16 protein-coding genes are annotated in these 19,892 nt (G+C 68.8%); 5 read left to right on the forward strand and 11 right to left on the reverse strand.

The annotated features are described in order from the left end of the window. Positions 1-28: 28 nt before the first annotated feature. The 3 genes from ACIPV5_RS07600 to ACIPV5_RS07610 all read right to left on the reverse strand — a co-directional run bounded on the left by ACIPV5_RS07600 (position 29) and on the right by ACIPV5_RS07610 (position 3,265). Complete coding sequence (locus ACIPV5_RS07600; protein WP_053095479.1) at positions 29-1,387, reverse strand: sugar ABC transporter substrate-binding protein; 1,359 nt, start codon at positions 1,385-1,387, stop codon at positions 29-31. Positions 1,388-1,455: 68 nt separating this feature from the next. Further along, complete coding sequence (locus ACIPV5_RS07605) at positions 1,456-2,301, reverse strand: carbohydrate ABC transporter permease (RefSeq protein WP_056277856.1); 846 nt, start codon at positions 2,299-2,301, stop codon at positions 1,456-1,458. A gap of 46 nt (positions 2,302-2,347) precedes the next feature. Further along, the gene (locus ACIPV5_RS07610; RefSeq protein ID WP_056277859.1) at positions 2,348-3,265 is read right to left on the reverse strand and encodes a carbohydrate ABC transporter permease; all 918 of its coding nucleotides are present in this window, start codon (positions 3,263-3,265) and stop codon (positions 2,348-2,350) included. 160 nt (positions 3,266-3,425) lie between these two features. Between ACIPV5_RS07610 and ACIPV5_RS07615 the strand changes: the two genes are divergently transcribed. Further along, a complete protein-coding gene (locus tag ACIPV5_RS07615; RefSeq protein ID WP_400341251.1) occupies positions 3,426-4,415 on the forward strand; it encodes a LacI family DNA-binding transcriptional regulator in 990 nt (329 codons plus the stop codon). A 300-nt stretch (positions 4,416-4,715) separates the two neighbouring features. Further along, positions 4,716-5,534, forward strand: a complete 819-nt coding sequence (locus tag ACIPV5_RS07620) for a DUF559 domain-containing protein (RefSeq protein WP_400340602.1) — start codon at positions 4,716-4,718, stop codon at positions 5,532-5,534. A 173-nt stretch (positions 5,535-5,707) separates the two neighbouring features. Here ACIPV5_RS07620 and ACIPV5_RS07625 read toward each other — a convergent pair whose 3' ends face one another. The 7 genes from ACIPV5_RS07625 to ACIPV5_RS07655 all read right to left on the reverse strand — a co-directional run bounded on the left by ACIPV5_RS07625 (position 5,708) and on the right by ACIPV5_RS07655 (position 11,291). Next, a complete protein-coding gene (locus ACIPV5_RS07625) occupies positions 5,708-6,067 on the reverse strand; it encodes a Fe-S protein (protein ID WP_295101330.1) in 360 nt (119 codons plus the stop codon). Between the two features lie 93 nt (positions 6,068-6,160). After that, positions 6,161-6,634 (reverse strand): 6,7-dimethyl-8-ribityllumazine synthase, encoded by a 474-nt coding sequence (ribH, locus tag ACIPV5_RS07630; protein WP_053095484.1) that lies wholly within the window; start codon positions 6,632-6,634, stop codon positions 6,161-6,163. Beyond that, positions 6,631-7,899, reverse strand: a complete 1,269-nt coding sequence (ribA, locus tag ACIPV5_RS07635) for a GTP cyclohydrolase II (protein ID WP_400340605.1) — start codon at positions 7,897-7,899, stop codon at positions 6,631-6,633. Before ribA ends, ribH begins: the two co-directional genes overlap by 4 nt. After that, positions 7,896-8,525 (reverse strand): riboflavin synthase, encoded by a 630-nt coding sequence (locus tag ACIPV5_RS07640; protein WP_400340607.1) that lies wholly within the window; start codon positions 8,523-8,525, stop codon positions 7,896-7,898. Before ACIPV5_RS07640 ends, ribA begins: the two co-directional genes overlap by 4 nt. Next, positions 8,525-9,559 carry a bifunctional diaminohydroxyphosphoribosylaminopyrimidine deaminase/5-amino-6-(5-phosphoribosylamino)uracil reductase RibD gene (ribD, locus tag ACIPV5_RS07645; protein ID WP_320491260.1) on the reverse strand — a complete coding sequence of 345 codons (1,035 nt, stop codon included), beginning with the start codon at positions 9,557-9,559 and terminating at the stop codon, positions 8,525-8,527. The genes ACIPV5_RS07640 and ribD overlap by 1 nt, the downstream gene beginning before the upstream one ends. Before the next feature lie 271 nt (positions 9,560-9,830). Beyond that, entirely contained in the window at positions 9,831-10,694 is an 864-nt protein-coding gene (locus ACIPV5_RS07650; protein WP_400340609.1) for an Fpg/Nei family DNA glycosylase, read from the reverse strand. A 33-nt stretch (positions 10,695-10,727) separates the two neighbouring features. Continuing rightward, a complete protein-coding gene (locus ACIPV5_RS07655) occupies positions 10,728-11,291 on the reverse strand; it encodes a GNAT family N-acetyltransferase (protein ID WP_400340611.1) in 564 nt (187 codons plus the stop codon). 80 nt (positions 11,292-11,371) lie between these two features. Between ACIPV5_RS07655 and mfd the strand changes: the two genes are divergently transcribed. Continuing rightward, positions 11,372-14,950: a transcription-repair coupling factor gene (mfd, locus tag ACIPV5_RS07660; RefSeq protein ID WP_056277900.1), complete on the forward strand. Its 3,579-nt coding sequence runs from the start codon at positions 11,372-11,374 to the stop codon at positions 14,948-14,950. Between the two features lie 25 nt (positions 14,951-14,975). On the opposite strand, the gene ACIPV5_RS07665 is transcribed toward mfd, so the two are convergent. Next, positions 14,976-15,857: an SDR family oxidoreductase gene (locus tag ACIPV5_RS07665; protein WP_400340612.1), complete on the reverse strand. Its 882-nt coding sequence runs from the start codon at positions 15,855-15,857 to the stop codon at positions 14,976-14,978. A 152-nt stretch (positions 15,858-16,009) separates the two neighbouring features. Between ACIPV5_RS07665 and ACIPV5_RS07670 the strand changes: the two genes are divergently transcribed. Beyond that, positions 16,010-16,636, forward strand: a complete 627-nt coding sequence (locus ACIPV5_RS07670; protein WP_400340614.1) for a gamma carbonic anhydrase family protein — start codon at positions 16,010-16,012, stop codon at positions 16,634-16,636. Then, entirely contained in the window at positions 16,633-19,755 is a 3,123-nt protein-coding gene (locus ACIPV5_RS07675) for an aminotransferase class III-fold pyridoxal phosphate-dependent enzyme (protein ID WP_400340616.1), read from the forward strand. The genes ACIPV5_RS07670 and ACIPV5_RS07675 overlap by 4 nt, the downstream gene beginning before the upstream one ends. Positions 19,756-19,892: the final 137 nt, after the last annotated feature.

Consider the following 19,892-nt stretch of genomic DNA (forward strand, 5'->3'; position numbering starts at 1 on the left):
CGAGTCCCCGTCCGGCCCGGACGTGCGATTACTTGTTGACGGCGAAGCCCTGCGAGTTGCCGTACTCGACCAGCGCGTCCTGCCAGGTCATGAGGCCCTCGTTCAGGTCGGTGCCGTTCTGGTACGACTGGCCCACGGTGTCTCCGAAGATGCTGTTGCCGTAGACCTGGTAGGGCAGGTAGCTCCAGCCCTCGACCACGTCGTCGGCCGCTGCGGCGAGGACCTCGTTGATCTTCTGGCCGCCGAAGTACTCGGGCGCGTCGGCGAGGAACTCCTCGCTCGACAGCTCGGCGGTCGTCGACGGGAATCCGCCGGACTCGAGGAACGTCGAGATGCTCTCCTCCGAGTTGTTCAGCCACCACAGGAATCCGGCGGCGAGTGCCGGGTTCTTGCTCTGCGTGGTCACGGCCTGGCCGCCGCCGCCGTTCTCCGCCGTCGCCGGGGTGCCGTCGTAGGTCGGCATCGGAGCGACGCGCCAGTCACCGGCACCGTCGGGGGCGCCCGTGATCAGGTTGCCCGGCATCCAGGCGCCGATCACGAGGGTCGCGAGGCTGCCGTCGCCGAGAGCGCGGAACCACTCGTCGCTCCAGCTGCCGTAGGGCGCGAGCAGGTCCTCCTCGACGAGGCGGTTCCAGTTCTCGGTCCACTTCTTCGATCCGTCGTCCTGCAGGTCGATCGTGACGTCGGTGCCCGACGTCTCGAACGGCTTGCCGCCGGCCTGCCAGATCATCGAGGTCGCGAAGCCGGCGTCGCCGGTGTCGTTCGTGATGTAGGCGTCGGGGTTCGCGGCGTGGATCGCCTTCGCCGCCTCGTAGTACTCGTCCCACGTGGTGGGCACGGCGACGCCGGCGGCGTCGAACACTGCCTTGTTGTAGAAGAGCGCCATGGGGCCGGAGTCCTGCGGCAGGCCGTAGATCGCGTCGCCGTCGGTGACGGAGTTCCAGGTCGAGGCGGTGTAGTCGTCCTCGAAGTCGGCGAAGCCGTACTGCGAGAGGTCGACGAAGGCATCCGTCAGCGCGAACTGCGGGAAGGCGTAGTACTCCATCTGCACGACGTCGGGGGCGCCGGAGCCCGCCTTGATGGCGTTTTGCAGCTTGGTGTACTCCTCGTTGTTGGTGCCCGCGTTGACCACGTTCACCTTGACGTTCGGGTACTCCTTCTCGAACGCCTCGACCTGAGCCTCGGCGGAGGGGGTCCACGACCAGTACGTGATCTCGCCGCCCTTCTCGAGAGCGGCCTCGACGGAGTCGAACGAGCCGTCGCCGGCAGCGCTGCCGCCGGAGCCGGAGTCGCCGGTGCTGCAGCCGGCCAGCGCCAGCGCTGCCACGGTTCCGGCCGCGAGCACCGTGAGGGTGCGCCGTGCGGCGGGTGAGGGAAGGTGCTTCATTGCTGTGTCCTTTCGGGGGTGCGGTCCAGCGTCGGACCGACAGGGGGCGGTGCGGAGGGTGCCGGAGGCTACTGCTTGACGCTTCCGGCGGTGAGACCTGACTGCCAGAACCTCTGCAGCAGCAGGAAGGCGATGACGATCGGGATGATGGTGAGGAGGGAACCCATGATCACCAGGTTGTAGATCGGCTGAGATCCGGCGCCGATCGCCTGAGCGCTCCACTGGTTCAGGCCGACGGTGAGCGGGTACCAGGCGGGGTCGGACAGCATGATCAGCGGCAGGAAGTAGTTGTTCCACGTCGCGACCACGGTGAACAGGGTCACCGTCACGATGCCCGGTGCGAGCAGTCGCATCGAGATCGTGAAGAAGGTGCGGAACTCTCCGGCGCCGTCGATGCGCGCCGCTTCCAGCAGCTCGGTCGGCACGGACTCCGACGCGAACACCCAGATCAGGTACAGGCCGAACGGGCTGATCAGCGAGGGGATGATCACCGCCCACGGGGTGTTCGTGAGCCCGAGCTCGCTGAAGAGCAGGAAGGTCGGCACGGCGAGGGCGGTGCCCGGCACGGCGACCGCGCCGAGCACGACGGCGAACACCGCGCGCCGGCCGGGGAAGCGGTACTTCGCCAGGCCGTAGCCGGCCATGGTGGCGAGCAGCGTCGCGCCTCCGGCGCCGACCACGACGTAGAGCAGCGTGTTGCCGAGCCAGCGCAGGAAGATGCCGTCCTGATACGAGAAGGTCGCCACCAGGTTGTCGACGAATGCGAAGTCGTCGGAGAACCAGAGCCCGAACGAGCTGAACAGCCCGGACTGCGTCTTGGTCGAGCTGAACAGCAGCCAGACGAGCGGCACCAGTGTGTACAGGGCGTACATCACCATGACGATCAGCAGGATCTTCGACTTGCGCGGATTCATCAGATCGTGGCGCTTCTGCGAGGGACGGGCGAGGGGGAGTGCCATGTCAGCGCACCTCCGACTTCGAGCCGCGCAGCTGCACGACGTAGGCGATCACTGCGGTGATGACGCCCATGATGATGGCGATCGTCGCGGCGTAGTTGAACTGCTGTCCGGCGAACGAGAGGTTGTACGCGTACATGTTGGGGGTGAAGTACGTCGTGATCACGTTCGGAGCCAGGGGCCGCAGGATGTTGGGTTCGTTGAAGAGCTGGAAGCTGCCGATGATCGAGAAGATCGTGGCGATCACGAGAGCACCGCGCACCGAGGGGATCTTGATCGAGAAGATCGTGCGCCATGCGCCCGCGCCGTCGAGCGACGCCGCCTCGTACATGTCGGTGGGGATGGTCTTCAGCGACGAGTAGAAGATCAGCATGTTGTAGCCGACGAACTGCCAGGTCACGATGTTGCCGATCGAGACCAGGATCCACTCCCGGGCGAAGGGCGTGATGAGGTCGCTGCCGAGGAAGTCGTTGAAGTTCGACGTCAGACCGAACTGGTCGCCGTAGATGTACCCCCACATGAGCACCGCGACGACCGCGGGCACCGCGTACGGCAGGAAGATCAGGATGCGGAAGAACGATGCGCCGCGCAGGCGTGCGCTGTCGAGGGCGAGCGCCGCGGCCAGCGCCAGGACGAGCATGATCGGCACCTGCACCACGAGGAACAGCACCACGCGGCCGAACGCCTCCCAGAACTGCGGGTCGGTGAGCGCGCGGACGTAGTTGTCGAACCCGACGAACGCCGTGCCGCCGATCAGCTTCTCCTGGAAGAAGCTGAGGTAGAGCGCGTAGGCGAGCGGGGTCAGGAAGACCAGGGCGAAGACGACCATGAACGGGCCGACGAAGGCCCATCCCTTCCAGTCGCGCTTCTCACGCCGGCGGATGCCGTGGTCCGCCAGGGCTGCGGAATCTTGAGTCGTCATTGACGAGAACCTTCTTAGAGATCGGGCGCTCACGGCGCCGTGTGTCAACGTCAACATATTCGATGCACTGCTAGTGTGTCAACGTCAACACATGAATGGATGAGTGCTCGTGACCTCGGTACAGTCGGCAGAGCCGCCGCAGCGGCGGCGAGACCCCTCCATGGAGGACGTGGCCCGCGAGGCCGGCGTCTCCGGACAGACCGTGTCGCGCGTCGTGAACGCGCGCGGCTACGTCGGCGCGGCCACCAGGGAGCGCGTCGAAGACGCCATGCAGCGGCTCGGCTACCGGCCCAACAGCGCGGCTCGTGCGCTGCGATCCGGCCGATTCCGGGCGATCGGCGTCATCATGTTCTCCTTCAGCTCGTACGGCAACCAGCGCACACTCGATGCGATCGCGGTGCGCGCCTCGCAGATGGGATACGCCCTCACCCTCATCCCCGTCGAGTCGAGTGCCCGCGACACCGTCGCGGGAGCCTTCCGCCGCCTGGAGGAGCACGCCGTCGACGGGATCATCATCGTGATCGAGGCGCATCAGCTCGACGAGGCCGAGGTCGAGATCCCCGACGGTCTGCCCGTCGTGCTCGTCGACTCGAACCGCGGCACGACTCACCCGTTCGTCGACACGGATCAGGCTCAGGGGGCGCGCCTCGCGACCGAGCACCTGCTCGACCTCGGCCATGAGACCGTCTGGCACGTCGCAGGACCGGCGAAGTCCTACTCCGCAGAGCGTCGACGCGAGTCCTGGCGCTCGACTCTCGTGGAGCGCGGCATCGAGGCACCCGATCCGCTGCAGGGCGACTGGTCAGCCGAGTCCGGCTATCGCGCCGGGCTCCGCCTGCGTGACGACGACGGCGTCACCGCCGTGTTCGCGGCGAACGACCAGATGGCGATCGGCGTCGTGCGGGCATTCCGCGAGGCCGGTCGAGACATTCCCGGCGACGTCAGCGTGGTCGGGTTCGACGGCCTGCCGGATGCCGCCCAACTGTGGCCGCCGCTGACCACGGTGCAGCAGCATCCCGAGAAGGTCGGTGCTCTCGCGGTCGACGCCCTCCTCGCCGAGCTCGATGGGGGAGAGCGCAGTCAGACGCCGCTCGTCGGCACCGAGCTCATCGTGCGCGAGAGCTCGGCCCCGCCGCGCGCCGCGCGCTGACTCCGGCATCCTCTCGCGCGCCCTCCCTCACATTCAGCTCCCCGAGGTCGGCCCAGCTCGCCCCGCTCGGCCCAGCTTCCCACCTCGGCCCAGCTCCCCGACGATGGGGAGGGGATCCTCGATTCGGAGGGCGACACGACGCACATCGACCTCCCCTGTGCAGATCTCCTCCGAATCGACGCACGCGATGAGGACGCGGGGCTTCTGCACGGATGGCGGACGCGCGAGTCTTTCCCCGACTCGCGGCTCAGGGCAGTCATTCTCGAGGTGAGAGTGCGCCTTTCATCCACTCTGGAGAGGATGAAGAAACCGATGGTGGATGCCGCGCGAGGCGCCGCGCGGGTGCGCGATCTGCTCGTCACCGGCGTCTCACGGCATGCGATCGGCGTCGCCGTCGACCGTGGCGAGCTGATCCGAGTTCGCAAGGGCTGGGTCGCGGCGCGCGATGCCGACCCGCTGCTCATCGCGGCCGCGCGGGACGGCGTCATACTCACCTGCGTCACTCAGGCGACGAGAAGAGGGCTGTGGGATGTCGGCCTCGCCGATCCCCACGTCGCGGCACCACCGCACGCCGGACACATCGCCGCTTCAGGACATGTGCACTGGGAGAAACCGGCAGTGCCACGAGTCCCTGGAACCCTCGAGGATCCGATCGAGAACGTCCTCGCCATCGTGGCGCGGTGTCAGTCACGGGACACCGCTCTGTCGATCTGGAATTCCGCGTTGCATCGTGGACTCGTCGATCTCGACATGCTTCGACGTCTCCCGCTGACGGAATCCGGTCGCGCTCTGATCGACGAGGCGACGCCGTTCTCGGATTCCGGCCTCGAATCGGTCGTCGTGCCGCGGCTCCGGTGGCTCGACCTGCCCCTGCGGCGCCAGACCTGGATCGCCGGGCATCGCGTCGATCTCCTCATCGGGGAGTGCCTTGTGCTGCAGATCGATGGCGGCCACCACGTCGGGATGCAGCGAACTCGCGACATCGAGCACGACGCGCGGGTGATGCTCCTGGGGTACCACGTCATCAGGGTGGGGTACGACCAGGTCATGAACCGGTGGGCCGAAGTGCAGGACGTGATCCTTCGGGCCGTGGCTCAGGGCCTCCACCGTCGTGGGTGAGCCGGCTCTCTCGGTCGCCGGTGTGGCTGCGATACGGAGGAGATCGTCGATTCGGAGGTTCGCAGGATTCGCACCGCCCTCCCGTGCGCAGATCCCCTCCCGATCGAGGGCGCCGGCGCGAGATCGATGCGTCCGAGGTCAGAATCCGCTGATCCGGCGGAAGGGAAGGAGAGTCAGCGCCAGATGGCGGCGATGCCCGCGTTGAGGGCGGTCAGGATGCCGACGAGCCAGAACATCGCGGGCGGCACGCTGCCGGACTTGCGCTGCTTCGACGTGCCGATGCCGAGGAGCGCACCGATCGCGAGCAGCACCACGAGCTTCGTGCCGATCTTGGCGTAGTTCATCTCGACGCCCTCCGGCAGACCCCACGGAGCGGCGAGGGCGAGACCCGCGATCGCTGCGATGGTCATGCCGATGCTCATCAGGCGCGTGAACTCGCGCTTGCCGCCGAACGCCTGCACCGCCCAGGCGCCGAACAGCACGGCGAAGCCGATGAGATGGACGAACAGAACGACGTGGCGCAGAGTCTCCATGCCCTCACGGTACGAGCAGGCGGGACGTGCGCGCCACCAAGGGGAGGCTGACCTACCGGGCCAGGCTGACCTCAGCCCACGCGAGGGCCGGCCTCAGCCGCGCAGCGAGCGCACCAGGAGGGCCGTGCGCAGCGCGGCATCCGCAGCCTCCGCGCCCTTGTCCTCCTTCGAGCCCTCGAGTCCGGCGCGGTCGAGACCCTGCTTCTCGTCGTCGAGCGTCAGCACGCCGAATCCGACGGGCTTGCCCGCGTCGAGCGAGACCCGCGTCAGTCCGTCGGTCGTGGCTGCCGAGACGTATTCGAAGTGCGGGGTGCCTCCGCGGATGATCACGCCGAGTGCGACGACGGCATCCGCTCCACCTGCGAAGGCGGCTTGGGCGGCGAGGGCGAGTTCGAACGACCCCGGCACGCGGACGAGGCGGTAGTCGGCGTCCGCGTCATCGAGCACACGCTGGGCGCCGGCGATGAGGCCGTTCGTGATGACGTCGTGCCAGGTGCCGGCGACGATGACGACCTTCAGGCCTCGTCCGTCGATCTTCTCGGTCTTGGGTGCTCCTGCGCCGCTCATGCGTCGTCCTTCCGTCCGTCGGCGAGAGCTTCTGCGAGCTCCGCCTCACCGATGATGTGACCCATGCGGTCACGCTTGGTCTCGAGGTATTGATGGTTGTTCGGTCCGACGCCGACGATCAGCGGCACCTGCTCGACGACATCGAGTCCGAGGGTGCGCAGCTGGTTCACCTTGTCGGTGTTGTTGGTCAACAGGCGAACCTTCGAGACGCCGAGATCGGCGAGGATGCCGGCCGCAGCCGCGTAGTCCCGCGCATCCGCGGGAAGCCCGAGTGCGAGATTCGCATCGACCGTGTCGAGCCCCTCCTCCTGCAGGCTGTAGGCACGGAGCTTGTTGATCAGGCCGATTCCGCGACCTTCATGGCCGCGCATGTAGATGACGATGCCGCCGTCCTGCTCGATCGCGTCGAGGGCGGCGTCGAGCTGCGGGCCGCATTCGCATTTGAGCGACCCGAAGGCCTCTCCGGTCAGGCACTCGGAGTGCACGCGCACGAGCGCGGTCTCGGCGGGCTCGCCCGACACGACGGCGATGTGATCGGTGCCGGTCACCCGGTCCTTATAGGCGAGGAACCGGAACGTCCCGTGCGTGGTCGGCACGGTCGCGTCTGCCCGCAGGCTGACACGACGACTGGCGCGTTCGGGCGACCAGCCGGTGGGGTCGACCTCGTTGAGGTGGGCGATGAGCTGCTCGATCGTGATGACCGGCACTCCGTCGCGTGCACCCAGCTCGATGAGTCCGGGCAGTCGCATCATGCTGCCGTCCTCTGCCACGACCTCGGCGATCGCGCCCACGGGCCGCAGGCCCGCGAGCTTCATCAGATCGACCGCGGCCTCGGTGTGGCCGCTGCGCTCGCGCACTCCGCCGTCGACGGCGCGCAGCGGCAGGACGTGACCGGGGCGGATGACGCTCGTCGCGGTCGAATCGGGATTCGCCAGGACGTTCAGCGTGTGCGCGCGGTCGTGCGCGCTGATTCCGGTGGTCACGCCTTCGGCGGCGTCGACACTCACGGTGTAGGCGGTCGAACGGGCGTCCTCGGAGGCGGCCACCATCGGCTGCAGGTTGAGGTTGTCGGCGAGGTCGGCGGGCATCGGCGCGCAGATGAACCCCGACGACCAGCGGACCGTCCATGCCACCCATTCGGGCGTGGCGAGCTCGGCCGACATGATGACGTCGCCCTCGTTCTCGCGGTTCTCGTCGTCTGCGACGAGCACGGGGCGCCCCGCGCGAAGGGCCTCGAGGGCTTCGGTGATGGTGGAAAGGCTCATCGCGAGCCTCCTTCCGGTGCTGCCCGGAACGCCAGCAGGCGCTCGACGTGACGGGCGAGGATGTCGGTCTCGAGGTTGACGCGGTCGCCGACCGCGCGGGAGCCGAGGGTGGTGGCGGCGAGAGTCTCGGGGATGAGCGAGATCTCGAACCAGTGAGCGTCCGCGTCGACAGCGCTGACCGCGCTCACGGTGAGGGAGGTGCCGTCGACCGAGATGGAGCCCTTGTCGACCACGAGCGGCGCGAGGTCGTCGGGCAGCGAGATGCGCAGCACGCTCCACTGCTCGCCGGGTCGCACCTCGAGGACATCGCCGACGCCGTCGACATGTCCCTGCACGATGTGACCGCCGAGCCGCGCGCCGACCGGCATCGCCTTCTCGATGTTCACGCGGGTGCCGACGGATGCGCCGCCCAGAGCAGCCACGTCGAGGGTCTGCCTCATGACGTCGGCGTCGAAGGTGTCGAAGGTCGAGTCGACGACGGTGAGGCAGACTCCCGAGACCGCGATGGACTCGCCGTGCACGGCGTCGGAGACCGCCTTGGGGGCGCGAACCGTCAGCCGCCAGCCGTCTCCGGCGGGCGCGATCGCGGTGATCTCGCCGATCTCCTCGATGATTCCGGTGAACATCAGGCGGCTCCTTCTTCGGTGGTGAGCGCGGGATGAGCGATCGCGAGCAGGTCGGACCCGAGGGGCTGCCACTGGTCGATCGTCAGTCGTCGGGCGGCGTCGATGGATCCGACGCCGATGTCGGTCAGTGCCAGCCGGTCGCCGCCGAGCAGCACCGGCGCGATGTAGACGAGCACGCGATCGGCGAGCCCCGCGGCGACGAAGGCGCTCGCGAGCGTCGGGCCCCCCTCGATGAACACGCTCTGGATGCCGCGAGCGTGCAGGTCGGCGAGCACGGCATGCAGATCATGGGTGTCGTAGAAGAGCGGAGTCTGCGGATGCCGGCGGATCGCCGCATCGTCGGGGGTGATGCGCGAGCCGATCACGACCGGGACGGGCTGGTGTTCATGGAGCGCCTCGCCGTCGCGAGCCGTCAGCGAGGGATCGTCGGAGAGCAGAGTGCCTGTGCCGACGACGATCGCATCGGCCGCAGCGCGACGTCGATGGACGTCTGCGCGGGCTTCAGGCCCGGTGATCCATTGGCTGCTGCCGTCGGATGCCGCCGCGCGGCCGTCGAGGGACTGCGCCCACTTCACGGTGACGTGGGGGCGGCCCAGGCGCTGAGCGGTGAGCCAGCCGTCGATGATGCGGTGTGCGACATCGCTCTGTTCGCCCGCATCGACGCTGACGCCCGCCGAGCGGAGGCGGTCGGCACCGCCGCCCGAGACGGCTCCCGGATCGTCGAGGGCATAGACGACACGCGAGACGCCGGCCTCGATCAGCGCGACGGCGCAGGGGCCGGTGCGACCGGTGTGGTTGCACGGTTCGAGGGTGACGACAGCGGTCGCCCCCTCGGCGGCACCGGCGGAGAGTCGCGAGAGGGCATCGACCTCGGCGTGGGGCGTTCCGGCGCCGTGATGCCACCCTTCGGCGATGATCTCGCCGTCGGGGGAGAGGATGACGGCACCGACCTGCGGGTTCACTCCGCGAGGTCCGAGCGTCGCGAGCTCGAGCGCACGGGTCATCGCCCGGCGTTCCGCCTCGTTCACTGCCATCCGTGGTCCTCTCTGAGGCTCCGGGGGATCTCCTCGAGGGAGACGTCGGCAGAACGCGCGCGCGGCGGCGCACCGTGCTGCCTCCCTTCCGGACTAGCGAGGCTGGGCCTCGCACCACCGTCGGTCCCGGAATTCCACCGGATCGGCATCTCGGAGAACCGAGACGCTCGCGGACTGTCACCGCCGGTTCGGATTCTCACCGACCCCGGAGCACGTTGATGCTCTGAGTGTACTCAACACATCCGGATGCATTTCATTCCGCGTCGAAGTGCTACTTGAGCAGCCGTGACAACCGACGATCGGCGAGGGGTTTGCCACCGGTCTGGCACGTGGGGCAGTACTCCATCGAGCGATCTGCGAAGAAGACGCTGCGCACCGTGTCGCCGCACACGGGGCAGGCCTCGCCACGACGAGCATGCACCTGCATCCCACGGCGCTTGGCGTCTTTGAGGTCGGCCGGCGGCTTGCCCGAGGCCTCGGCGACCGCATCCGCGAGAGTCGTCTGCATGGCGGCATACAGGCGATCGACCTCGTCGTCGTCGAGCTTGTCGGCGATCGCGTACGGCGACATCTGCGCGGCGTGCAGGATCTCGTCGGAGTAGGCATTCCCGATTCCGGCGATCACGCCCTGATCGCGGAGCAGGCCCTTGATCTGCGTGCGCCGCCCCTGGAGCAGACCGCGGAAGACCTCCCGGGTGAACGACTCGTCGAGAGGGTCGGGCCCGAGCCGGGCGATCCCCGGGACGTCCTGCGGGTCGCGCACGACATACACGGCGAGCGACTTCTTGGTGCCGGCCTCGGTGAGGTCGAATCCGCTCTCGTCGTCGAGGCCGACACGGACGGCGATGGGCGACTTGCCGGGTTTGATCGGCGTCGTGGGCAGCGTCTCGTACCAGCGCAGCCAGCCCGCCTTGGCCAGGTGGAAGACGAGATGCAGGTCGTCGCCGCACGAGAGCACGACGAACTTTCCCCGTCGAGAGGCCGCAGTGATCTGCTGACCGTGCAGTGCGGAGTTCGGCGGGTCGTATGTCTTGAGCGCGGCGATCGCGCCCACGCTGGTTCGCACGATCGTCCGCCCCACCGCGCGCTGGGTGAGGAATGTGGTCAGGCCCTGTACTTCCGGCATCTCCGGCATGCGTTCATCCTGCCATCGGGGTCGGACACGCGACTAGAGCACCGGCCAGTCGACCGGTGTGCGGTCGTCGGATGCGAGGAGTCCGCCGAACCAGCCGTCGTCGCGGCCGCGCTCGCTCGTGAGCGCCTGGCGTGCGAATCCCTCGTAGCGGAACCCGAGCGCCCTCGCCGACCGTGCCGACGGGATGTTGCCCGCGACCGCCCGCCAGCCCAGCCGTGCGAGACCGAGCTCGTCGAAGCCCCAGTCGACGACGGCGCGCGCGGCCTCGACGAGGTAGCCGTTGCCGCGCGCGGCAGAGGTGACCCAGTATCCGAGCTCCGCGTGCCCGCCGGTGTGGTGCGGCGTGATGTGGTGCAACCCGATCGAGGCGACGAGCTCCTCGTCGCGATACGCGCACCAGATCGTCTGGCTCCCGTCGGCCCACCACTCGCCGATCAGGCGCACATAGTCCGCGGCGTGCTCTCGCGTGTAGGGGCTCGGCACGGTTGTCCACCGCGGGATCTCCGGATCCTGGCATGCTGCGACGATCGCGTCGATGTCCGACTCGTGCGGCACATGCAGCGTGAGGCGGTCCGTGGTGAGGGTGACCGGTTCCATCCCGGAATCCTACGGGTCGGAGAACGCGTGTGCGGGCGGCTCCTGGTCCCGGTGTCGGCGGCCGCGACTAGGCTTGTCCGGTGACTGTTCCGGGGATTCTGCGCGCCTTGGAAGAGGCGTCTCTTTTTCGTGACGCCCTCGGCTGGGCGCAGACCGATGCCGATCTCGGCCTCGTCGACGGCCTCGACGCGCCGGCGCTCGCCGGCCTGCTCGAGAAGCGCCGCGCCGCAGGTCATCCCGCAGCGCTGCTGACCGTCGTCCCCACGGGGCGGCGCGCCGAGAGCCTCGCCGCGGCGCTCGGCGCCTACATCCCCGACGCCGAGGTCGTGACCTTCCCCGCGTGGGAGACACTGCCGCATGAGCGACTGAGTCCCAGCCCCGACACCGTCGGTCAGCGACTGCAGACCCTCCGTCGCGTCGCCGAGTGGTCGGGTGACCACCCCCTCGTCGTCGTCGCCTCGGTGCGAGCAGCGCTCCAGCCCATCGCCGGCAACCTCGGCGAGATCGCTCCGCTCGAGCTGCGCGCCGGCACGCGCGGTCATGAGCTCGACCGCGTCGTCGAGCAGCTGGTCGAGCGCGCCTACTCGCGCGTCGACATGGTGTCGCGTCGCGGCGAGTTCGCCGTGCGCGGCGGCATCCTCGACGTCTTCCCCGCGATCTCGGAACATCCCTTCCGCGTCGAGTTCTTCGGCGATGAGGTCGACCAGATCCGCGCGTTCTCCGTCGCCGACCAGCGCTCGCTTCCGGGCGACGTCGACGGCGTCGATCTGCCTCCGAGCCGCGAGCTGCTGCTGACCCCCGATGTGCGCGATCGTGCGCGGGCGCTGATCGGCGGCTTCCCGGCGATCGCCGGCATGCTCGAGAAGATGGCAGAGGGCATTCCGGTCGAGGGAATGGAGTCGCTGCTCCCGGCGGTGTCCGGTCCGCTCAAGTCCCTGGCCGAGTATCTGCCCGAGGGCAGCGCGACCGCGGTCGTCGATCCCGAGCGCTCCAGCGCGCGGGCCATCACGCTGGGCGAGACGAACCGCGAGTTCCTCGATGCGGCCTGGAGCGCGGCGACGTCCGGCGCATCGGCTCCCATCGATCTCGGCGCCGGCGACTTCCTCACCATCGCCCGACTGCGCGAGGTCGTCCGCGACCGTGGCGGCGTGTGGTGGCGGCTGAGCCCGTTCGCGATGGGCGGCGAGGATGCCGAGACCATCGACGCCCAGGTCATCCCGTCGTTCCACGGCAACGTCGACGGCGCGATCTCGTTCGTCGACGCCAAGGTGGCCGAGGGGTGGCGCGTGGTGGTCATCGCCGCCGGTGCCGGACTCGTCGACCGCGCCCGCGACGTGCTCTCCGACCGTGGCATCGCCGCGCGCATCGTCTCCGAGCTCATCGAGGCGCCCGACACCGGCGTCGCGACGCTCGTCACAGGATCCGTCGAGGCCGGCTTCCAGATCGGCGAGGCGAAGCTCGCCGTCCTCACCGACAACGAGTTCTACGGCCGCACCATCGGCGGCGACCAGCGGGTCGTCAAGAAGCTCGCCTCGCGTCGCAAGAACGTCGTCGACCCGTTGCAGCTCAAACAGGGCGACTTCGTCGTGCACAACACCCACGGCATCGGCCGCTTCGTCGAGATGACGCAGCGCGAGGTCTCCACGGGGGGCCGCAATGCGACCAAGTCGGTGCGCGACTACCTCGTGCTCGAGTACGCGCCGTCGAAGCGCGGCTACCCGGGCGACAAGCTCTACGTGCCGACCGACCAGCTCGACCTGCTCTCGAAGTACGTCGGCGGCGAGGGCCCCACGCTCTCGAAGATGGGCGGCAGCGACTGGTCGCAGGCGAAGGGCAAAGCGCGCAAGGCAGTGCGCGACATCGCCGTCGAGCTCGTCAAGCTGTATTCGGCGCGGATGAGCGCCAAGGGGCATGCCTTCGGTCCGGACACGCCCTGGCAGCGCGAGCTCGAAGAGGCGTTCCCGTTCGCGGAGACCCTCGATCAGCTGCAGACCATCGACGAGATCAAGGCCGACATGGAGCGGCCGATCCCGATGGACCGCCTGCTCTCGGGCGATGTCGGGTTCGGCAAGACCGAGGTCGCCGTGCGTGCGGCGTTCAAGGCGATCCAGGACGGCAAACAGGTCGCGATGCTGGTGCCGACCACGCTTCTCGTGAAGCAGCATCTCGAGACCTTCACCGAGCGCTTCGCCGGATTCCCGGTCAAGGTGCGGCCGCTGTCCCGCTTCCAGACCGACAAGGAGGCTCGTCTCACGCTCGACGGCCTGCTCGACGGCACGGTCGACATGGTGATCGGCACGCATCGCATCCTCACCGACCAGGTCATGTTCAAGGACCTCGGTCTGATGATCATCGACGAGGAGCAGCGCTTCGGCGTCGAGCACAAGGACACCCTCAAGAAGATGAAGACCAACGTCGACATCCTCGCTATGAGTGCGACGCCGATCCCGCGCACGCTCGAGATGGCGGTCACCGGCATCCGCGAGATGTCGACGCTCGCCACCCCGCCGGAGGACCGGCATCCGATCCTCTCGTTCGTCGGCCCCCGCAGCGACAAGCAGATCGCGGCGGCGATCCGGCGCGAGATCCTGCGCGAGGGACAGGTGTTCTTCGTGCACAACCGTGTGCAGTCGATCCAGCGGGTCGCGGCACAGCTCGCCGAGCTCGTGCCCGAGGCGCGCATCGCGGTCGCACACGGTCAGATGGGCGAGCACGCGCTCGAGCAGGTCGTCGACGACTTCTGGGAGCGCAAGTTCGACGTGCTCGTCTCGACGACGATCATCGAGACCGGCCTCGACATCTCGAACGCGAACACGATCATCATCGACCGTGCCGACAAGTACGGACTCAGCCAGCTGCATCAGCTGCGCGGACGTGTCGGGCGAGGTCGCGAGCGTGCGTACGCCTACTTCCTCTACGACGAGATGAAGCCGCTGAGCGAGACGGCGGCTGACCGACTCCAGACGATCGCCGTGAACAACGACCTCGGCTCCGGCATGCAGGTCGCGCTCAAGGACCTCGAACTGCGCGGCGCGGGCAACCTGCTCGGCGGCGAGCAGGCCGGGCATATCGCCGGCGTCGGATTCGATCTCTATCTTCGGATGATCGGCGAGGCCGTCGCGACGTTCCGCGGCGAGGATGTCGAGTCGGGACAGGAGCTGCGACTCGAGCTGCCTTTGGACGCGCGCATTCCGGAGCACTACATCGACAGCGAGCGACTCCGTCTCGAGGCTTACCAGAAGCTCTCCGCCGCCTCGGCGGCCACGGCGAAGGACGACGCGATCGACCTCGTCATCGACGAGCTCACCGACCGCTACGGCACCCCGCCCGACGAGGTCGAGGGTCTGATCGCCGTCGCACGTCTGCGCCGGCGCGCGGCCAGAGCAGGACTCTCCGACGTGGTGGTCATGGGATCGAACCTGCGCATCGCGCCGGCGCGGCTCGAGGACTCGATCAAGGTGCGTCTGCAGCGGCTGTATCCCAAGGCGAAGCTGGTCGCCGGGGGTGAGGCCCTCGTGGTGCCCATGCCCACCGTGCCGGCCGCCGTGGGAGTCGGCCTCGAACCGCTGCAGGCGGCCGAGTTGCTCGAGTGGGTCGGGCAGCTGTTCACCGCGATCTTCCCCGAGCCCGTCTCGGCCGAGAAGACCGTCGACGCCTAGGCGCGGCGCAGCGACCTCGCGTGCGTCACAGCGAGAACCCGCCGTCCGTGGTCAGCACCTGACCCACCACCCAGGAGCCGGCGTCGGTGCACAGCCAGCCGATCAGCCGCGCCGGGTCGTCCGGTCGACCGACTCGGCCGAACGGCGTGCCGGTGATCCATTCGTCGACGCCGGAGAGATCGCGATCCGTGGTGTCCGCATCGAGGTAGCCCGTGTTCACGGGGCCCGGGTTGACGGTGTTCAGCACGATCCCGACGTCGAGCAGCTCCGCCGCCGTCGACCGCGTGATGCCCGCGAGCGCGGCCTTGCTCGTCGCATAGGAGATCTCTCCGCGCATCGCTCCGTGGCCCTGACCGGAGGTCATCCAGATGACGTGCGCCGTCGGCTTCTCGAACGGGCCGAGTGAGGGGATGCTGTCGCCCGGGCGGGCGACGGGGGTGTCCGCGCCGCCGAGCTCGACCCGGACTCGACGCGCCAGGCCCGCGGTGAGCAGCAGCGATGCGCGCGCGTTCGCCTGCCAGTGCGCGTCCAGCCGGTCGGCGGTCATGTCGAAGATCGTCCCGTCGCCTCCGCTCATCGCCTGATTGCAGACGACGATGTCGAGCCGTCCTGACAGCGAGGACGCCGCATCGAGCAGCGGTTCGATGCTGTCGGGGTCACGGAGATCCGCCTCGGCGTCGCCCATCACCGCTCCGGATGCGAGCGAGTCCCGGATGCCGGTGCGGACGGCGTCGAGATCGTCGCCGCCCCAGGGGTGGTCGAGATCATGCGGGCGGAAGTGATGGACGAACACGTTCGCGCCGAGGGAGGCGAGCGTCGTGGCGGTCGCGAATCCGATGCCGCGCCTGCGCGAGACGCCGGTCACGAGCGCGGTGCGTCCGAGCAGGGGAAGGTCGGCGGAGTGCATGAGGATGCCTTTCGATCGAGGATGCCGCGGCATGCCGAGGGGCGGCCGGAGGCGGGGGAGAGATCGAGTCACCTGCATTGCATGGGCGTCAGCGTAGCAGGACGCCGCCGTCGGCCTTCTCGTCCCGTGCGCTGCACCACTACGCTGGCGTCATGTTGTACGAGCACCTCGGGACTCGGCCCCGGATCCATGACACCGCCGTCGTCGCTCCCACCGCCGTGATCTCCGGAGACGTGACGATCGGACCGGACTGCCAAGTGCTGCACGGCGCCGTGATCACCGCCGAGGGCGGGCCCATCACGCTCGGCGAGCACGTGATCGTGATGGAGAACGCGCTCATCAGGGCGACGGCCGCGAACGCCGTGCACATCGGCTCGCACACGCTCGTCGGAACCCTCGCGAGCATCGCGGGTGCGACCGTCGGCGAAGAGGTCTTCCTCGCGTCGGGCGCCCGGATCTTCAACGGCGCGCTGGTCGGGGACCAGTGCGAGGTGCGCGTGAACGCCATCGTGCACCGGCGGGCGGTGCTGCCGTCCGGCACCGTCGTGCCGATCGGCTGGGTCGCGGTCGGGGATCCCGTCCAGCTCCTCTCTCCCGACCGCGAGGAGGAGATCTCCGCGGCCCAGCCCGAGCTCGACTTCCCGGGGCACGTCTTCGGCGTGGACCGCGACACCCCCGACCTGATGGTTCAGCTGACCGAGCGGTACGGCAGTTCCCTGGCCCGGCATGCCGACGACGTGCGTCTCGATGCCGACGGCCACGCGGCGGGCCGAGGGTGAGTGACGGGGCAGGGCTCGTCCGACCGGACATCAGCACGGAGGACGCCGCGCTGATCGCTCGCGACTGCTACGGGGTCGACGCCCAGGCGAGCGAGCTCGGGAGCAACCAGGATCGGAACTTCGTCCTGATCGAGCCGGACGGATCACGCAGCGTGCTGCGCGTCGACAACCCGGTGTTCGGCGAAGACGCGAGAGCCGCGCAGCATGCGGCGCTCGACGCCTACCGCGCAGCCGGCGTTCGTGTTCCCACCGTGCTCCCCGGGCTCGACGGTGAGCTCACCCAGCGCTGGCGAGGATTCGCGGTGCGGCGCAGCGAGTTCGCTGAGGGCGAGCCGATGGTCGACGCGGGCTATCTCGCTCCCGTCGTCCTGGGGGAGTTCGGCACGCTGGCTGCGGCGTCCGTGAACGCGCTCGCAGGTCTCGTGCATCCGGGGCTCGACCGTGAGCAGATGTGGGACATGCGCGTCGCGTACGAGCAGATCATCGCGCTGGCCCCGGCAGTGACCGAGGCCGCACTGCGCGTGCGCGTGCGCACGAAAGCCGATGAGGCTCACGCCGCTGTCTCGACCGTCGCTGCCGGCCTGCCTGTGCAGCCGATCCATGGCGACCTGACCGACGACAACGTCACCGGAATGCGCGGTGCCGACTCGCGGCTGCATCCGCACACGGTGCTCGATCTGGGAGACCTGGGTCTCGGTTGGCGCGTCGCGGAACTGGCTGTCTGCGTGTCGTCGATGCTGCACCATGAGCCGGAGCGCCCGCTTCGCGCACTCGACACCGTCGCGGCGTTCCACGCCGATGCCCCGCTCACTCGCGACGAGGCGGTCGCGGTGTGGCCCCTCGTCGTGCTGAGAGCAGCGCTGCTCGTCGCGAGCGGCTGGCGTCAGCTCGCGATCGACGGGGACAACGACTACGCCCGCGAGAGGATCGAGGGGGAGCAGGCCATCTTCGACGCGGCGACCGCCGTTCCGCTCGCCGAGATGTCCGAGCATGTGCTCGCGCGGCTCGGTTTCGCGTCTCCGGAGTTCGAGATGTCGGATGCCGAGACTCCGGATGAGACTCCTGATGCAGGGACTCCGGATGCAGGGACTCCGGATGAGACTCCGGATGCAGGGACTCCGGATGCGGGGACTCCGGATGCCGAGATTCCGGATGCCGAGATTCCGGGGGACGCTCCCGACGTGCCTGACGCTCCCGACGTACCCGACGCTTCCCGCCGGGAACTGTCGATGCTGCTTCCCGATCTCGACGGTCGAGTCCTCCTGGTCGATCCGGGCATCGAAGCCGAGGGGCTCGATGCAGGGCGCTGGTCGCATCCGGATGCCGAGGCGATTCTCGTGGCCGAGGCCCACGCGGCGGGTGCTCGCGCTGCCGTGGTTCCCTACGGCGTCTTCCGGCTCACCCGGACGACCGTCGACGCCGTGAGCGCGGCCGCCACCTGGCCGGTGGAGACGGAGGTGCATGTCGCCCCCGGTCCGTCGTCGCGACTGGTCGCGCCGACCGCGGGGGAGCTGAAGATCACCGACGACGGGGTGCACATCGAGCTCGACGGCGGGTGGAGGCTCGCGCTCCGTGGCACCGACATCGAGCCGAATCGCAGCGGGAGAGTCGAGAGGGGCGAGAGCATCGGCAGGCTCGCCGCATCCTTCGAGAACCGCACGATGGTCATCGGGCTGACGCGAGGGGATGCTCCGCCGCTCCGCTCCCCGCTGCCGAATCCGCCGATCGCCGCGCGGCTCGTCACCCCGGAACGCGTCGCGGCCTGGCGTCGCTTCACCGCGGACCCCGCTCCGCTGCTGGGCCTCCGGTCCGCCGCGCAGCGCGACGAGGCCGGTCAGGAGCTCGAGCGCCGCGAGCGCATCTTCGCGGCCGCACAGGAGCGCTATTACGAGCACCCGCCGCAGATCGAGCGAGGCTGGCGGCACCACCTCGTCGACACGACCGGTCGCAGCTACATCGACATGGTGAACAACGTCGCCGGGCTCGGCCACGGCCACCCGCGAGTCGCGGCGGCGGCGAACCGCCAGCTGAAGACGCTCGCCACGAACTCCAGGTTCCTGTTCCGCGGCCTCGCCGAGTACAGCGAGCGACTCATCGCGCTGATGCCCGAGGGGAGCGGCCTCGACACCGTGCTGCTCGTGAACAGCGGATCGGAGGCGGTGGACCTCGGCATCAGTCTCGCGCAGGCGGCCACCGGCCGACGAACCGTCGTCGCGCTGCGAGAGGCCTATCACGGGTGGACGATGGCGAGCGATGCGGTCACCACCAGCGCCTATGACAATCCTGATGCGCTCGCGACGCGTCCCGACTGGGTGCACGTCGCCGATGTGCCCAACTCGTTCCGCGGCACGCACCGCGGCCAGGACTCGGCGGACCGGTACCTCGCCGACCTCGCCGCCGACCTCGACCGACTCAGCGTCGAGGGCCGGGATCCGGCCGGGTTCGTGTGCGAGTCCGTGCTCGGCAACGCGGGCGGGGTGGTCCTTCCCGACGGATATCTGACCGGTGCGTACGACCTCGTGCGTTCACACGGTGGCCTGTGCATCGCCGACGAGGTGCAGGTGGGCTTCGGGCGCATGGGATCCACGTTCTGGGGATTCGAGCAGTCCGGAGTGATCCCCGACATCGTCACGATCGCGAAGCCGATGGGCAACGGCTTCCCGATCGGCGGCGTGATCACCTCGAAGAGGATCGCCGACGCGCTGAGCGAGCAGGGCCAGTTCTTCTCCTCGGGCGGTGGCAGCACGCTCAGCAGCAGCGTCGGCCTCGCGGTCCTCGATGCCATGGTCGAGGACGACCTGCAGCGCAACGCGCTCGACGTCGGTCGGCATCTGGCGGAGTCGCTCCGTGCACTCGCGCAACGGCATCCGATCGTCGGGCCCGTGCACGGGCAGGGGCTGTATCTCGGGGTCGAGCTCGTGCGCGACCCCGAGACCCTGCACCCGGCGGCGGCCGAGGCGGCCGCGATCTGCGAGAGGCTTCGCGAGCTCGGCGTGATCGTGCTCACCACCTCGGAGCGCTCGAACGTGCTGAAGATCAAACCCCCGCTCTGTCTGTCGGTCGAGAGCGCCGACCATGTCGTCGCGATGCTCGACCGCGTGCTCACCGAGGGCTGGTGATCGAGCGGGGTCTTCGAATCGAGTCGGTTGTCGGCATGTTAAATGCGTATTTCGAATCAGATCCGCTCTTCCGCTGACGAATCTCCGGGGTACATACTGAGCGTCAGTGTCGGACCGCCCGAAGTCCGACCCATGCG

The sequence above is a fragment of the Microbacterium sp. NPDC090014 genome (assembly GCF_044748285.1).
Lineage (GTDB): Bacteria > Actinomycetota > Actinomycetes > Actinomycetales > Microbacteriaceae > Microbacterium.

Bases quoted from the DNA above. Each gene is read 5' to 3' on its own strand.
- ACIPV5_RS07640 (WP_400340607.1), bottom strand. From the start codon at position 8,525: ATGTTCACCGGAATCATCGAGGAGATCGGCGAGATCACCGCGATCGCG.
- ACIPV5_RS07665 (WP_400340612.1), bottom strand. From the start codon at position 15,857: ATGCACTCCGCCGACCTTCCCCTGCTCGGACGCACCGCGCTCGTGACC.
- ACIPV5_RS07615 (WP_400341251.1), top strand. From the start codon at position 3,426: ATGGAGGACGTGGCCCGCGAGGCCGGCGTCTCCGGACAGACCGTGTCG.
- ribD (WP_320491260.1), bottom strand. From the start codon at position 9,559: ATGGCAGTGAACGAGGCGGAACGCCGGGCGATGACCCGTGCGCTCGAG.
- ACIPV5_RS07655 (WP_400340611.1), bottom strand. From the start codon at position 11,291: ATGGAACCGGTCACCCTCACCACGGACCGCCTCACGCTGCATGTGCCG.
- ACIPV5_RS07620 (WP_400340602.1), top strand. From the start codon at position 4,716: ATGAAGAAACCGATGGTGGATGCCGCGCGAGGCGCCGCGCGGGTGCGC.
- ACIPV5_RS07610 (WP_056277859.1), bottom strand. From the start codon at position 3,265: ATGACGACTCAAGATTCCGCAGCCCTGGCGGACCACGGCATCCGCCGG.
- ACIPV5_RS07670 (WP_400340614.1), top strand. From the start codon at position 16,010: ATGTTGTACGAGCACCTCGGGACTCGGCCCCGGATCCATGACACCGCC.
- ACIPV5_RS07650 (WP_400340609.1), bottom strand. From the start codon at position 10,694: ATGCCGGAGATGCCGGAAGTACAGGGCCTGACCACATTCCTCACCCAG.
- ACIPV5_RS07625 (WP_295101330.1), bottom strand. From the start codon at position 6,067: ATGGAGACTCTGCGCCACGTCGTTCTGTTCGTCCATCTCATCGGCTTC.
- ribH (WP_053095484.1), bottom strand. From the start codon at position 6,634: ATGAGCGGCGCAGGAGCACCCAAGACCGAGAAGATCGACGGACGAGGC.
- ACIPV5_RS07600 (WP_053095479.1), bottom strand. From the start codon at position 1,387: ATGAAGCACCTTCCCTCACCCGCCGCACGGCGCACCCTCACGGTGCTC.
- ACIPV5_RS07605 (WP_056277856.1), bottom strand. From the start codon at position 2,301: ATGAATCCGCGCAAGTCGAAGATCCTGCTGATCGTCATGGTGATGTAC.
- ribA (WP_400340605.1), bottom strand. From the start codon at position 7,899: ATGAGCCTTTCCACCATCACCGAAGCCCTCGAGGCCCTTCGCGCGGGG.